This window comes from Anaerolinea thermophila UNI-1 (assembly GCF_000199675.1).
Taxonomy (GTDB): domain Bacteria; phylum Chloroflexota; class Anaerolineae; order Anaerolineales; family Anaerolineaceae; genus Anaerolinea; species Anaerolinea thermophila.
Genome location: NC_014960.1, coordinates 836,909 through 851,369, shown reverse-complemented (window position 1 = coordinate 851,369; position 14,461 = coordinate 836,909). Strand labels below are relative to the sequence as shown.

The 14,461-nt window shown below is 55.2% G+C and carries 13 protein-coding genes; 3 read left to right on the top strand and 10 right to left on the bottom strand.

Features of this window, described 5'->3' with window-relative positions:
- Positions 1–25: 25 nt before the first annotated feature.
- From ANT_RS03895 to ANT_RS03850, 10 genes are all read right to left on the bottom strand, one after another.
- Positions 26–466, bottom strand: coding sequence for a hypothetical protein (locus ANT_RS03895; RefSeq protein ID WP_155817997.1), 441 nt, complete (start codon positions 464–466; stop codon positions 26–28).
- Positions 463–2,688, bottom strand: a complete 2,226-nt coding sequence (locus tag ANT_RS03890; protein WP_013559205.1) for a glycosyltransferase family protein — start codon at positions 2,686–2,688, stop codon at positions 463–465. Before ANT_RS03890 ends, ANT_RS03895 begins: the two co-directional genes overlap by 4 nt.
- Before the next feature lie 23 nt (positions 2,689–2,711).
- Entirely contained in the window at positions 2,712–3,542 is an 831-nt protein-coding gene (locus tag ANT_RS03885; protein ID WP_013559204.1) for an NAD+ synthase, read from the bottom strand.
- 3 nt (positions 3,543–3,545) lie between these two features.
- Positions 3,546–4,415, bottom strand: a complete 870-nt coding sequence (locus ANT_RS03880; protein WP_013559203.1) for a nitrilase-related carbon-nitrogen hydrolase — start codon at positions 4,413–4,415, stop codon at positions 3,546–3,548.
- Complete coding sequence (locus tag ANT_RS03875; protein WP_041454605.1) at positions 4,412–5,170, bottom strand: prolipoprotein diacylglyceryl transferase; 759 nt, start codon at positions 5,168–5,170, stop codon at positions 4,412–4,414. The genes ANT_RS03880 and ANT_RS03875 overlap by 4 nt, the downstream gene beginning before the upstream one ends.
- A 134-nt stretch (positions 5,171–5,304) precedes the next feature.
- The gene (locus ANT_RS16045; RefSeq protein ID WP_013559201.1) at positions 5,305–6,624 is read right to left on the bottom strand and encodes an ABC transporter permease; all 1,320 of its coding nucleotides are present in this window, start codon (positions 6,622–6,624) and stop codon (positions 5,305–5,307) included.
- 31 nt (positions 6,625–6,655) lie between these two features.
- Positions 6,656–8,095: a COG1361 S-layer family protein gene (locus tag ANT_RS03865; protein ID WP_013559200.1), complete on the bottom strand. Its 1,440-nt coding sequence runs from the start codon at positions 8,093–8,095 to the stop codon at positions 6,656–6,658.
- Between the two features lie 23 nt (positions 8,096–8,118).
- Positions 8,119–8,850: an ABC transporter ATP-binding protein gene (locus ANT_RS03860; protein ID WP_013559199.1), complete on the bottom strand. Its 732-nt coding sequence runs from the start codon at positions 8,848–8,850 to the stop codon at positions 8,119–8,121.
- A 3-nt stretch (positions 8,851–8,853) separates the two neighbouring features.
- Positions 8,854–9,642: a Yip1 family protein gene (locus tag ANT_RS03855; protein WP_013559198.1), complete on the bottom strand. Its 789-nt coding sequence runs from the start codon at positions 9,640–9,642 to the stop codon at positions 8,854–8,856.
- A gap of 218 nt (positions 9,643–9,860) precedes the next feature.
- On the bottom strand, positions 9,861–10,382 hold the full coding sequence (locus ANT_RS03850) for a hypothetical protein (RefSeq protein WP_013559197.1): 522 nt from the start codon (positions 10,380–10,382) through the stop codon (positions 9,861–9,863).
- Between the two features lie 151 nt (positions 10,383–10,533).
- On the opposite strand from ANT_RS03850, the gene tyrS reads away from it, so the two are divergent.
- The 3 genes from tyrS to ANT_RS03835 all read left to right on the top strand — a co-directional run bounded on the left by tyrS (position 10,534) and on the right by ANT_RS03835 (position 14,461).
- Positions 10,534–11,814, top strand: a complete 1,281-nt coding sequence (tyrS, locus tag ANT_RS03845; protein WP_013559196.1) for a tyrosine--tRNA ligase — start codon at positions 10,534–10,536, stop codon at positions 11,812–11,814.
- An 82-nt stretch (positions 11,815–11,896) separates the two neighbouring features.
- Positions 11,897–12,922 carry a class I SAM-dependent methyltransferase gene (locus tag ANT_RS03840; RefSeq protein ID WP_013559195.1) on the top strand — a complete coding sequence of 342 codons (1,026 nt, stop codon included), beginning with the start codon at positions 11,897–11,899 and terminating at the stop codon, positions 12,920–12,922.
- A gap of 138 nt (positions 12,923–13,060) precedes the next feature.
- Positions 13,061–14,461 carry an efflux RND transporter periplasmic adaptor subunit gene (locus tag ANT_RS03835; protein WP_041454602.1) on the top strand — a complete coding sequence of 467 codons (1,401 nt, stop codon included), beginning with the start codon at positions 13,061–13,063 and terminating at the stop codon, positions 14,459–14,461.

Here is a 14,461-nt window from a genome sequence, read left to right as displayed (position 1 = left end):
ATTTTTTGACAAGATAATGAGAAATTTATCTGCGCAAGCGCAAAAACAGCGCAGGAAGAAAATCCAGGGCAAACCCGGCGTAGAACAATCCAGCGATCGACACCCCCAACGTAAAACCAAGATTCAAAAGCGCTTCTCCCGACCGGCTGAAGAAAAGAAGATCCGCCCAGTAAAGCCCTGTCCAGATCATCACTTCTAAAAAGGCTATACGAAACCAGCGGGGATTCCCCCACAAAGTCAACCCAGCCGCGCTCAACGCCAGCAACGCCCAAATCCCCCCTGTAACCATCAGGTATTCCCAACCCGGTTGAGCGCCATAACGGGCAAGCAAATCCCGATCTCTCCACGCCCAGAGGGCGCGCCCCAGCCCCATCCATGCCAGCGCAAGCAACACCAACGCCAGCACCAGGCGGTGAAAGCGCATCCCGCATCCCCCAGAAAGGGATACCTCTATCTCTTTATTCACGGCGTTTGGCTCCATTCCAGTTCCCATAAATGCACATGTCCGTCCGCACCATCGCTGGCGTTCCACAATTCTACCTGCAAAGCCGAAACTTCCAGGGGATTTTCCAGTGGAATGCTCACCGTGCGCGGGAGCGGGTCCTGGGGAATTTCCTGCTCCACCACATGAGGGGTATTCTCCCCTGCCTGCCAGAAACTCAACTTCACCTGACTGGGCGCCCCCCCAATACGCAGACTGACCTGCCCTATTACCTGAGGAACGGGAAACACCACCTTCAACGTCAGAGGGTTAATCCCTGCGGTACGAATCAGGGTGGAAGGATTGCGGTCAAAAATATGGGGCAGTTCGCCCATATCCAGGCGGGTATGAGAAATTGTCAGGGCCATCCCGTAGACTTCCACTGTTTCCTCAATTGGTTTGAGGCGCTCCGCCTGTTCTCGGGCAAGAATTTCTTCGAAATCAGGCACATATCTCAAGCGCACAAAATAAAACCCCGGCGAGCCATCAGGATAGTACAACTCATGTTCAATCTCAATCTCAGAAAAGTACTGGCGGGGCAGTTCACGGTATTCCTCAGCCGTCATCACAAATACCGTCTTTTCAGGGATGAACGGGCGGTAGGTTTCGGTATATGCCAGATAGGAATTGATTTCCACCGGCGGCGGGTCCTGCGGCAGGAAGAAACGCGCCAGCACATCTGTACCGTTTGCCCAAGTGGGGGTCAGCACCACCTTTAAGCCAGGTTCGTGCTTTAAGCGATTTTGAATCTCAGCAAACACCTGCCGCCCGCCGTACTGCAATCCATTCAGTCCGTAATCCTGGGTCCATAGTGCTGCATGGCTCAGCGCATCATTGAGCATGGCTACATTTGCCCACGCCAGAGCCAGGTAAAGGACCACCAGCAAGCCATTCCCCTTCACCAGAGCAGGGATATGCAAATCCTGCCAGTGATGTTCCCGCTTTAGCACTTCCAAAGTCTTTTCCAGTCCCAGCGCAGTAAACAGAGTCAAAGGAATCACCATACAAAGCACGCGGGTAATGCCTTCTCCCACCAGTACCGCCCCCAGCGGTCCCATGATCCACGCCAGGAACAGGGTTCTGGCACGTGCATCCCCGCGAATCATCCGCGCCAGCGCCCAGAGGAAGCCCAATACAGTGAAAGGTGCCAACAGACGCGGCAAATGCCCGTATCCTTTCATCACGTGGCGGATGATGTCGAAGCGCGGCTCTCCCCACCAGTAAGCCGGGCTGAGCAGGTTGAGGTAAATCTCTCCCGCACGGCGCAATTTCTCCACCAGGGATAAATCTGCCACCCAGTAAGACCCCAAAATGGTCAGGTGCTGGTTCAGTTCGGCGGGGTGGAGTACCAGAAACCGGACAAAAGGAATCAGCCACAAGATACCAAGTCCAGTACTGATGAGAGTAATGCGCGGGTTTTGCCAGTGCCTGCGCCAGTCAAGAATCACCAGCAACACCGCCAGCGTGGCAATGACCAGCCGCATGGGCGCATAGGAATAAAACGTAAGCGCGGCAAAAGTCACTGCCCAAGGCAGGGATAGCGGATGATTGGAAAGATAGAGCAGGTAAAAATACAGAAAAGCAGCAAAAAAGGTGGTTGCCAGAGCCGTCTCAAAGGCGGTACGGGAATGCAAAAACCACGCCGGGGTCAGCGAAAGCACCAGCACCGACAGCCATGGGAAACGGCTGGCAAAGATTTTCTGCAGAATCAACCCCACCGACAACGCGGCGATGAGGGTCATGAACACCGATGTGGCACGGGTAACCTCAACCGAACGGGGGAACAACAGGTTGGGGATGACCTGCAGGTACACCGAGAGACTCAGGTTATACTGCCCGCCGTTGGGAAAGTAAGGGGGCAGGAATTCCCCGGTATATCCGCGAAACCCGTCGCGAAGCAAATCAGCGGCGAGCATGGTTTGGATGGCTTCATCGGAGAAGAAGTACACCGGAAAATCTGACAGTGCGGTCAGGCGCACCGCCAGGTATAACGCCAGCGCCAGCCAGAAGGCAATTACAGGAAAAACAGCACGCCAGCGTGCCATCCCTGAAGGGGCATGGGACTCATGGCGTTCGAGAACCTCGCCCTTCTCCGAGCGGATTTCCACCACCAGATGCCCGGATTCTGTCAGTACCCGCACCCTCTTCGCCCCGTCGGGCAAAGACAGGTCGAATTCCATTGGAGATTGGCGGCGCAGGAACGGCATATAGGCTTCTTCAACGCGATGACTCAGGTACCCCAATCGCGCAGGTACAGAAAATCGTACCCTATTGTGCGGTTGCTCAGTTTGGCAATCGGCGGAAGCATGCGCTTAAATTGATTTTTCCGGACCCGTTCCACCACTGCATGGACGAAACGTGAATCGAAACCGGCTTCGATGCATTCCTGCGGGGTATAACGCTCATCAATGAGCAAGTAAAGCAGTTTATCCACCTCAGCATAGGTAAAGCCCAGTTCCCCTTCATCGGTTTGCCCTGCCCATAAATCGGCTGAGGGGGGTTTATCAATGACGACCTGAGGCACGCCCAGCGCGCGAGCCAGTTGGCGCACCTGCGTTTTGTAAAGGTCGCCAATGGGATTCAGCGCGCAGGCTGAGTCGCCGTACAGAGTGGTATAACCCAGCAGAATCTCTGTTTTGTTTCCCGTGCCAACAGCCAGCCCATTGAAGGCAACGGTCTGGTCGTAGAGGACAATCATGCGCATCCGCGCCATGATATTCCCCTTGCGCAGAGAATTCATCTCCGGAAAATGCTCAATGAGGGGGTCCACCATCGGGGTGATTTCAAAGGTATGTGACTGCACACCGGTAGCCTCGATAACCATCTGAGCATGCTCCAGTGATTCTGGAGAAGAGGTGCGATAGGGCAAACGCAATGCCAGCACATTTTGCGGTCCAAGCGCCTCAGCCGCCAGGAAACAGGATACCGCCGAGTCCAAACCACCGGAGAGGTTAATCACCGCGCGCTCAAAACCCATGCGGTGGATTTCACTGCGGATGAAACCGGTAAGGATGCGCCGCACCAGATCGGTGTTGATATTCAGGTTGACCTGTGTTTTCATGCCTTACCTCCCACTGAAATGGGTGCGATCGCTGACAATGCGGTTAAGTTCCCGCTGAACCAGCGCAGTGCGCTCGTCGCGCAGAAGCGGCAGGCGCGCGCGGGTGCGGTGCAGTTGATTGAGATCGATTTCCACTAGGGTCAGGGCTTCTTCAAACGCAGGGCCCTCGGCGAGCAAATCGCCATTGGGATCATAGAGCGCCGCCTGCCCCCAGAAGTTCAAGCCGTCTTCAAAACCCACGCGGTTGGTGTGCGCCACAAAACTGGTATACAAACTGGCATAGGCGCGCAGGATGTGATTGACCCAGCGGGAAGAATCCAGCACCTCTTTGCCGGTCACTCCCCTGCCGGGAGATGCCGACATGAAAATGAACAAATCTGCGCCATCCAGCCAGAGCAGATAAGGCGGTGAAGCATGCCAGAAATCTTCGCAGATGAGCATACCCACCCTGCCATAACTGGTATCAAATGCCTGAACCGTATCGCCCCAGGCAAAGAAGCGTCCTTCATCGAACAAGCCATACGTAGGCAGGTACACCTTGCGATGCACATGAAGTACCTTGCCGCGCGAGAGATATGCGGCGGCAATGTAGAAACGGTTGCGCACATCCTCTTCCACAAAACCAACCACAATATCCAGGCGCTGACTGGCTGCCAGCAAGGGCGCAAATACGGGGTCATCCACCCGCGGGCGGCAGGCAACCATGGGAGTCAGGTCCTGCAACACATAGCCTGTGAGAGAGAGTTCGGGGAAGACCACCAGATCCGCACCCCGCGAATTGGCTTCTTCAATAATCGCCAGATGCTTTTCCAGATTCTTCTGGACATTGCCCAGTACAGTATTAATTTGAGCCAGAGCAAGGCATAATTTCATACGTTTGCTTGTTTTCCTCTCGAATGACGATGCGCTGTAAAATGCAAAATGGTAAAACAGGATAAAAAGAGCAACTCCAACCCCAGATACACCCAGGTATCTATGCGGAAGTGATTCCAGACTGGTATAGGATCGGCACGAAATAACGAAGCCACCAGATTCACCAGCGTCAGCCATGCCAGCGCCAGGCTGGAAAGCCACCCTGAAGGGCGCGGAATCGGAATCAGGGCTTCCATGAGGGCATAAAAGACAATCAAACTGAGCGCTGCCAGCGGCTGAACAGGAACACGCCAGGTCATCCAGCCTGCCTCATCGGGCGCGGGTACACCCAGCCAGCCAGGCTGAGCGACCGCGCCGTAAGCGCAACCCGCCAGCCAGCACCCCAACCAGCAACTGACCGCCAGCGGGGGCAAAAGCGGATAAAGACGGTCTGACATGCGCAAATAAGACACACGGAACAGCAAAGACGCCACCCCAATTCCCAGGAGACCGCCAATCAGGGCTCCCGGCGCAGAAAGCCCTCCCAGCCAGAATTGCAAAATTTCTTCAGGGACTTCCCGAAAGTAAGCGAGGTTGATCAGCACATAGCCCAGGCGCGCCCCTATCAGCGCGCATAAAATGGTCAGAATGGCACCATCCAGCCACTGCAATTCGCGCTGACGGCTCACACGCCACAGCCCCAATCCTCCGCCAATCATGAGCAGGAAACTGAATTCGTTCACCCCACCTCGCCAGTATGGGTATAACAAAATCATACCACAATCCATCGGGCATACTTCACCGACAGACATCCATCACCCGGAATCGTGGACAATTTTCCATAAAAAAAGCGGCGCTCTCGCAAACCGGACGCGAGAACGCCGCCCCACGATATGAACAAAAGAGGAAGTTACTCGTACTTCAGCGCCATCACCGGTACCATGGTCGCTGCTCGCAATGCCGGGTACAATCCGGAGATTACCCCCACCAAGGTAGAAAACACCAGCGCGAACAGCGGTAACCATGGCGCAATATAAGTCGCCGGGCCAGGGGGTTCTCCGCCATACGGCATGGGATTGGACAAATAACTTGCCGCCAGCACATTGATGATCTGCGCTAAGCCCCATGCCAGCATCACCCCGCCAATGCCGCCAATTAAGCCAATCCCCCCCGCTTCTCCCAGAAAGATGCTCATCACATCGCGGTTGGTTGCGCCTACGGCTTTCATCAAACCAATTTCGCGGGTACGTTCCAGGATTGCCATGGTCATGGTATTGGCAATGCCAATGGCAGCCACCAGCAGGGCAATGGCGCCGATCCCGCCAAAGACAATTTGAATGATGGTGTAGAAATTGTTGACGCTCTGGACAAACTCCATTTGCGAGTATGCCTGATAGCCCAGATCGTTGATTTGTTTGGAAACCTCGGTGGTCTTCTTTGTATCGGTGGTTTTGACGTAAAACATATCGTACCCTTCTTTATTCCGATTAATCCGCTTTCCCGTCAACCACTCGTTCATCTGGGTCAGGTCGTCCATGCGCATGATCATGCCGTAGTCGGTTTCATCCATACGCTGTTTAATGATGCCTGCAATGCGTACCGAGTACACCCGCTCGGTCATGGTGCCGTCCTGGGAAAACTTCTGCACCACCAGTTTCAACTGCTTGCCAACAATTTCAGGCTGTTCCGGTTGAGGTTGTCCGGGGCGCCAGCGCGGGTCGTTGAATCCCTTTGCCAGAGATTCCCCCACCAGGGCTTCACCGCGTTTCAGTTCAGAAACACCTTCTTTCATCTGGTAATTGAACACGCTGAAATCTGGTGTATCGTACGCCATGATGAAGGGGTAGGTTTCCATCTTTCCCGCTACCAGGCGTGCACCGCCCCGCAGGGTATCCCGTGGAATAACCTGCGCCACCCCATCAATGGCAGAAATTTCTGCAATGGCTTGCGGGGTGAGCAGTTTGATTTGAGACTGTCCAGAACCACCCGAACTCCCTCCTCCAGGCATCACCACCATACCCTCGCCATATTTTGGGTAAACGGTGATGAGGGTCAGGTTACCCACCTGCGAGAACTGACGGGTGGCATTGCGCTGTAAGCCGCTGGCAAGCGCCACCAGCACCACCACCGCTGCCGTACCGATGACCACACCGATGGCGGTCAAGGCTACCCGCCCTTTTCGGCGTCCAAGGTTGTAAAAGACCAGTCCCAGATAATCCAGGAATCGCATGTCTCATCCTTCTTTCTTCACATGCGCCTCATCATGGGCCCTTGAGCGGCGCAGGAACGCTCTCATACTCCTGCACCGGCATTTCGCCTTGCGGAACTACCGGCTGGGGCGGCGCGCTGTCCAGCCCCAGCAGTCCACGTATAAAGCGCCATACTTTCTGCAGAAAAGTTTCCTGAACAGGTTGTACAGGAACTTCACCGCCTTCGGGAGGCATGCCGGGTTCAATGATGGGCGCACTTTCCTGCACCGTCACCGGGATGATTTGCTCGACCTGACGGGGCTGATTGAAGTCGTCGGTGTAATTCAACGCCACCTTGATCGTCATCTCGCCTGCCTGCATGGGGGTGAACGTGGTATCCAGCGTGTAAAAGCCGCCCGGGTCCAATGCTCCAACCAGCACGGTGTTATTCTGCAGTTCCGCACCTTCGGCGCTCACCGTCATATTCCCCAGCACCACGGTGGATTTTCCCAAATTGACCACCTGAATGGGCAGGACATTGGGTTGACCGGCAAACAGCGGACCGGGGTCGCGGTAAAAGTTGACTTCCAGCACCGGCAAACGGTAAATCAACAGGGTGATGATCTGGTCATCCACCAGGCGCATGCCCTTGGGATCGGTATACACGAAGGAAATTTTGAGCGTGTACGCCCCCGGATTGGCAGAGACATTCACCACCAGGTCTGAGGTGGTGCTGAGGGATGCCCCTGCCGGAACATCTCCCAAATACACCAGGTTAGACGATCCTACCGGCGCAAAGACGCTTAAATCGCCCCCGCCGCCGCTTAATCCACCGGGTTGAGGGGTGCCGCTAGGATCGGGCGAAACCCCGCCCCCCAGCACCAGAGTCACCGCCCGCGCATCGGCATTCCCCAGATTGCGAACATCCAGCGACAACTTGAAGAGAGAGCCCGGTTGAAGCGGATTGACATCCGTCTGGTACCCCGAAATGACCAGTTGCGGGCGCACCACCGGCGCCAGCGTGGGCGTTGGGGTAGGGGTCGGGGTATAGGCGGCGCGGTAGTAAATCTTCAACTGCAGGGTGATGGTGAAACGCTCGCTGTACTGCGTTCCATCCGGACCGGTGTAGGTGAGGTTAAGCGGAATTGTGCCCACGGGCTGCCCGGCAAGGTTGGAACTGACCAGAAAGCGCTGGGTGACGGTGCGGTCACCGCCTGCTGGTAATAAGCCAAGCGCTACAACACCGCCAGTTTCCTGAGGCAGGAAAGAATCGTTCACAAAAGACAGAATTAAATTACTGGCGTCCTGCGTGGCACTGATGTTCTTCAACTCCACAAACAGGTTAAAGGAATCGCCTACGGCAATGGTATCTTTGTCCAGATAATAGCCGTTAATCACCACCAGTGGACGATCCGTCACCGGCGCAGGGGTTTGAGCAAAAACTCCCCCAGCGGGCATGATCAACATCACCAACAAACTGCATAAGAGAATTAAGTGGAAACGTTTGGTCATGAGAGCACTCCATTCCAGAAATTTCAACTGACGTTCTTCTCATCTTCAGGAAGCGCGCTGGCTTTCTCAAAATCATCACGGGAGACCACCCTGCCATCCAGCAGGTAAATGGTATGGGTGGCAAAACGCAACATTCGCGGGTCGTGGGTGACCACCATCACCGTGCGCCCCTGCTGGTGCAGTTCGCTGAGCAACTGCATGATACTGTACCCGGTCACCGAGTCCAGATTGCCGGTAGGTTCATCGGCAAGGATGAGGCGGGGGTTATGCACCAGCGCGCGGGCAATGGCAACCCGCTGTTGCTGTCCGCCGGACATTTCCGTCGGGCGGTGTTTCACGTGTGTAGCAAGCCCAACCTGGGTCAGCAGGTCTTTCGCGCGTTTGAGGCGTTCACCGGTACGAATACCGCTGAAACGCATGGGAAAAGCCACGTTTTCCAGCGCCGTCATGCTGGGAACCAGGTTGAACTGCTGAAAGACAAAGCCCACCGTACTGCGCCGATACAGCGCCAGTGCGTTCTCATCCATAGCGCTCAGGTCTTTGCCATCCACCAGAATCTGCCCGCTGGTCGGGCGCTCCAAGCCCCCCAGCAGATACAGCAGGGTGCTTTTGCCCGAACCGGACGGTCCCATCACCACGGTGAACGAGCCGGCAGGGATGTCCATATCCACGCCAGCCAGAGCATGCACGCGCACCCGCCCCATGACGTAGGTCTTGCGCAATTGCCGAATGGAAATGGTTGCGCCGCTGGTCATAGGCTAAAACAGGAAGAACCCGCCGGTTTGCAAGCCGCTCAACTGCGCACCGATAAAACCGGGCAGTGCCTGCAACACCAGCAAGAGAATCACCGCAATCAGCACCGAAACCAGCGTCTTGCCGGTAGAAAGCCCGGACGTGCGCTTTGCCCCCAGCACCAGCAATACCACCTGCCAGACAAGGTACAAATCCACGAACGAAAGCAAAGAGGCAAGAAATACAGCGCCTCCACCTGTTTCGGTTTGAATGAAGCCGGAAAGCCCGGGGTTCTTAATGCTCTGATGAGCAGAAAGCACCGCGATCAAGTGCACAATCTCACGCACCGCCAGCGGCATAAGACTCCATCCCGCCACGCTGAACTCCGCAGAACGCGAGCCACGTCCTCCCGCCAGGGTGAGCGCCAGGTGCACCAGCGCCGCCAGAATGACCCACGAGAGCCACACTTTCACCACCGCCCCTACTGCCGGCAGGACGTAAATCAGCGCCGGAGAAGGGTTGGGCTGAGCGTTCTTCATGTACTCTTCCTGCATTGCCGGATCCCAGTACTGAAAGTCCGGGGGCGGTTCAATGGGCTTGGCGAGCAGTTCCTGCGTGCGGGTCGGCCCCGATACCAGCACATACACCAGCGAAACCACCGTGAGGAACAGCACAGGAAGAAGCCAGGTCGACACTTCGGTTTGGGCAATCTGGTCAAAGACCTGGCGGGGCCGCAGGAAGATGCGCCAAAGCCAGTCCCAATGCCAGCGTTTTTGTGAAGTTTCCACTACTTCAATTTCTTCGATATTGGACATACTGTAATCCTCTCTCCAAGCAGGGATACGGGGAGCGAAGTCCTGGACGTGTTATAAGACGAGTGTAACAATGAAAAGGTTCCCATGTCAATTCCTTTGAGGTCAAGATTTTGAAAAAGAATCCTGTCCCGGCAAGGCGGTACAGGATTTTGCCTTGCAGTTTGTCTCCCTTTAAATTGTTGTCTCTCCCCCTTAACCCGACGCCGGCAAGGTACGGGTTACTTGGTCACTACTGGCAGGAAGGACAGGTTGGTGACCAGCCAGCCGTACACACGCACATCGACATTACATACATTTCCGCCATTGGCTTGGGCTCTCAAAAAATGATTTGCCTGCACAATCAACCCGGGAGATTGGAAACTGAAACCGAACGTTTCCCGGTCCAGTTCTCTCAATTCAATACCATCTTCATTGTACGTTGTAGAACCTACAACATTGGAATCAAAAATATCTATATGCAGAATGCCTTTATCTGTTCCGCAGGTAGGGGAAGGCGTAATAAAGGCGTCCGTCACCAGCAGATAGTAACCTGTAGGCACATCCGAAAATGTCGTTCCCGCCGCATCATCGTAACAGGTGAGATTAAAAACATTACCCGGAGACACATTGGACTTCACGCAGTAAATCGGGAATCCCACATTTCCCAAAGCGGCTTGCCCTCTGGTTTGAAAACCAAAGAAAGCCAGCACCATGGCAATCATCAACGCAATGCCCACCAAAACCTGAATTCGCTTATTCATGTTTCCCTCCCCCCAAAAAAAATTATTCATTTACATAATAAATCTATTTTTAAATGTATTTCAATACCTCATCATCTCTTCTCTAACAAAAACTCTACGGCACAGGAAAGCCTGTGGTATACTCTCGGACGTGAAGGAGGACAGAAGCATCATGAGTCACAATGCCTTTGAAGAACTGCAATGGCGCGGGTTGATTTTTGATTACATGGAAGGTGTCCCGGAACTGCTGGCAAAAGAAAAAGTCACCGTGTATAACGGTTTTGACCCCACCGCCGACAGTTTACACGTGGGACACACCCTGCCGCTGATTGCGCTGGCGCGCCTTCAGCGCTTCGGACACACCCCCATCGCCGTTGCCGGCGGCGGCACCGGAATGATTGGCGATCCCAGCGGAAAATCCAGCGAGCGGCAACTGCTCTCCCGCGAGCAGATTGAATACAACGTATCGTGCATTCAAAAACAACTGGCGCACCTGCTGGACTTCGAGGTCAAGAGCAACCCCGCCCGTCTGGTCAACAACGCCGACTGGCTCTTAAAACTGAATCTGGTGGATTTCCTGCGCGATATTGGCAAGCACTTCACAGTCAATTACATGCTGGCAAAGGACTCGGTTAAAAGCCGTATTGACCGCGAGGAAGGCATTTCCTTCACCGAATTTTCCTACATGCTTCTGCAATCCTACGACTTCCTTCACCTGTACGATACCTTTGGATGCAAACTGCAAACCGGCGGGAGCGACCAATGGGGCAACATCACTGCCGGAGCTGAACTGATTCGGCGTGTGCGCGGCGGGCAGGCTTACGGGATGGTGTACCATCTCATCACCAAAGCCGACGGGACAAAATTTGGCAAAACCGAATCGGGTTCGGTATGGCTGGATCCAAACAAGACCTCGCCGTACCGCTTCTATCAATTCTGGCTGAACACCGACGACCGCGATGTGGTCAAGTACCTCAAGTACTTTACCTTCTTCACCCGTGAGGAAATTGCCGAACTGGAAGCCAGCCTGGCTGAGCGTCCGGAACAACGCGAACCGCACCGCGCACTTGCCCGCGCCATGACGCAGATGATTCACGGCGAGACCGCCCTGGCACGCGCCGAGCAAGCCAGCCAGGCGCTCTTTGGCGGCGAACTGGAAACCCTGACTGCCGCCGAAATCGCCGATATTTTCTCGGAAGTGCCTTCCTGCGAAGTGCCGCGCCATCAGTTGGAAGGGGAAGGCTACCCGCTGGTAGATTTGCTGGTGACCGCAGGCGTAGCCAAATCCAAAGGTGAAGCCCGGCGCAATATTCAGGAAGGGGGTATCTACGTCAACAATCGGCGGGTGGAAGACCTGAACCGCGCCGTCCACCTTCAGGATGCCCTGCAGGGTCAGTTTGTCGTCCTGCGGAAAGGGCGGAAAAACTACACCCTGGTTCGCCTGCTGGCGTAAGCCTTCTGTCCCTCCCATTTTCGGGAGGGATTTTGTTTGTACGAAAGCACAAAATTCAGTACAATAACACTACTCTATTTGTATGGAGTCAGACCCTCTTTCCTCACACCTGCCTGCCCTGAAGCGCGCGCTGGATGCCCGCGCCGGGCTGATTCAACCTCCCCATCGCTCTGCCCTTCGCCTGTTTGCCGGCTTTTATGAAGGCTGGAATGATCTGGTTGTGGATTTATACGGCAGTACGCTCCTGCTATGGAATTACGCTGATGATCCTGCCTGGCTCACCCCGGAAACCCAGCAATCCCTGATAAATTTTTACCGCCAACACCTGCCTTTTTTGCGCGCGGTATGGCTCAAGACCCGTCACGCCCTCGACCAGGAAGGGCGCACCGGCACTCTCATCTGGGGAGAACGTCCCGACCGGCGCATTCAGGAACACGGCATCTGGTACGCCATTGATTTGGGCATGCACCAGGACGCCAGTTTCTACCTGGATACCCGCAACCTGCGTCTGTGGCTCAAGGAACACGTCACTACCGAAACGGAAGTGCTCAACACCTTTGCCTACACGGGAAGTTTGGGTGTCGCCTGCCTGGCAGGTGGCGCGGCGCGTGTGGTTCAGGTGGACATTGACCGAAAGTTTCTTAACCTGGCAAAAGATTCTTACAGTCTGAATGGTCTGCCCATCATCAAAGGTGACTTTTTGCAGGAAGATTTCTTCCACGTTGCCGCACGCATGCGCCGCAACGGCTCGGAGTATGATATTGTCATCGTTGACCCGCCCTATTTCTCGCGCACGGCTGGCGGGGAAGTCAATCTGGTGGATGAGTGTGTGCGGGTCATCAACAAAGCCCGCCCGCTGGTTCGCCAGGGCGGCTGGCTGATTGCCGTCAACAATGCCCTCTTCCTGAGCGGAAAAGACTACTACAGCACACTGAAAGCGCTCTGCGCCGATGGTTACCTTGCCATCGAAGAATTGCTGGACGTACCCGAAGACATTACCGGCTACCCCAGTACACGGGTCAATCCGCCGCCAGTCGATCCCTCGCCGTTCAACCATCCCACCAAGATAGCCATCCTGCGGGTCATGCGGAAAAAAACTGCCCAATAATGCGGGCTGTACAAAAAGCATTTACCCCTTGACACTCTTCCTTTCCAAATTTATTATTCGATATCGTAATATTCGATGTGTTTTCATTTCCGTTCCACCCAACGGAAATCTCATCTTTTACAGAAGACAGGAAATAGTATGAAACGCACTCTGCTCACCCTTCTCATCATTGCTGTACTGAGCATTGCCGGTTATTTTGCCTTTACTGCATGGCAAAACAGCCGCACAATTGCCGCCACAAATTGGCAAACCACCACCGTCACCCGTGGTCCACTGGTCGCAGTCGTGGGTGCAACCGGAACCGTGCGCGCCAACCAAACCGCGGTGCTGGCATGGCAAACCAGCGGACGCATTGCCGAAATCAACGTCTCGGTAGGGGATGCAGTGCAAAAAGATCAGGTACTGGCGACTCTGGATGAAAAATCACTCTCACAGTCCATCATCCTTGCCAAAGCCGACCTGGTGACCGCCAAACGCAATCTGGAAAATTTGAAAGACTCTCAACTGGCACAAGCCCAGGCTTATCAGGCGCTGGTGGCTGCGCGCAAAGAACTGGAAGATGCTCAAAAGAACCGCGCCAGCAAGCAGTATTCACGAGCGCTCCCTGATACGATTGAGGTAGCACGCGCAAACCTGGCACTGGCAGAAGAAGAACTGAAGAAAGCCCAGGACACCTATGACATCTTCAAGGACCGTCCGGAAAGTGACCTGTTGCGCGCCCAGGCGTTGACGGCACTTAATGAAGCCCGCAAGAAGCGCGACCGCGCCAAAGCCAATCTGGAATACCTCACCGGCGGACCGGATGAACTGGAAATTGAACAAGCCGATGCGCGCCTGCGCCTGGCTGAAGCCAAACTGGCAGATGCCGAGCGCGAATGGGAGCGCGTGAAAGACGGTCCCGATCCGGACGACCTGATGGCGGCTGAAGCCCGGGTTGCCGCCATCGAAGCCACGCTGGAACTGGTCTCGCTCAAAGCGCCTTTTAATGGCACGGTGACCGAAGTGCGCAGTATGGTGGGAGACTCGGTCAACCCCGGAACGGTTTCCTTCCGTATTGACGACCTGTCCCGCCTGCTGGTGGACGTACAAATCACCGAGGTCGATATCAACCGCGTGCGGGTGGGGCAAAACGCTACCCTGACGTTCGACGCCATCCCCGGGAAGGAATATCATGGCAAAGTTACCCAGGTAGGCAGAGTCGGTACAAACGTACAGGGGGTGGTGAACTTCACCGTTACCCTGGAACTGACCGATGCTGATGAAGCCGTGCGCCCCGGGATGACCGCAGCCGTGAACATCGAAACCGACCGGCTGGAAAACGTCCTGCTGGTGCCGAATCGCGCGGTGCGCCTGCGCGAATCCAAGCGGGTAGTGTACAAACTGATCAACGGCATCCCCACGCCCTTCGAGGTGACGCTGGGATTGACCTCTGACACGTACAGCCAGGTGCTGAGCGGGGTGAGCGAAGGGGATGTGCTGGTGCTGAATCCGCCAGTGCAGTTCCAGGCAGGACCTCCGAGTGGACGAATGGGAAATTAA

What these genes read in the sequence shown, in the direction of transcription:
- ANT_RS03890 (WP_013559205.1), bottom strand. Translation starts at nt 2,688, where the DNA reads ATGCCGTTCCTGCGCCGCCAATCTCCAATGGAATTCGACCTGTCTTTG.
- ANT_RS03885 (WP_013559204.1), bottom strand. Translation starts at nt 3,542, where the DNA reads ATGAAAACACAGGTCAACCTGAATATCAACACCGATCTGGTGCGGCGC.
- ANT_RS03880 (WP_013559203.1), bottom strand. Translation starts at nt 4,415, where the DNA reads ATGAAATTATGCCTTGCTCTGGCTCAAATTAATACTGTACTGGGCAAT.
- ANT_RS03875 (WP_041454605.1), bottom strand. Translation starts at nt 5,170, where the DNA reads ATGATTTTGTTATACCCATACTGGCGAGGTGGGGTGAACGAATTCAGT.
- ANT_RS16045 (WP_013559201.1), bottom strand. Translation starts at nt 6,624, where the DNA reads ATGCGATTCCTGGATTATCTGGGACTGGTCTTTTACAACCTTGGACGC.
- ANT_RS03865 (WP_013559200.1), bottom strand. Translation starts at nt 8,095, where the DNA reads ATGACCAAACGTTTCCACTTAATTCTCTTATGCAGTTTGTTGGTGATG.
- ANT_RS03860 (WP_013559199.1), bottom strand. Translation starts at nt 8,850, where the DNA reads ATGACCAGCGGCGCAACCATTTCCATTCGGCAATTGCGCAAGACCTAC.
- ANT_RS03855 (WP_013559198.1), bottom strand. Translation starts at nt 9,642, where the DNA reads ATGTCCAATATCGAAGAAATTGAAGTAGTGGAAACTTCACAAAAACGC.
- ANT_RS03850 (WP_013559197.1), bottom strand. Translation starts at nt 10,382, where the DNA reads ATGAATAAGCGAATTCAGGTTTTGGTGGGCATTGCGTTGATGATTGCC.
- tyrS (WP_013559196.1), top strand. Translation starts at nt 10,534, where the DNA reads ATGAGTCACAATGCCTTTGAAGAACTGCAATGGCGCGGGTTGATTTTT.
- ANT_RS03840 (WP_013559195.1), top strand. Translation starts at nt 11,897, where the DNA reads ATGGAGTCAGACCCTCTTTCCTCACACCTGCCTGCCCTGAAGCGCGCG.
- ANT_RS03835 (WP_041454602.1), top strand. Translation starts at nt 13,061, where the DNA reads ATGAAACGCACTCTGCTCACCCTTCTCATCATTGCTGTACTGAGCATT.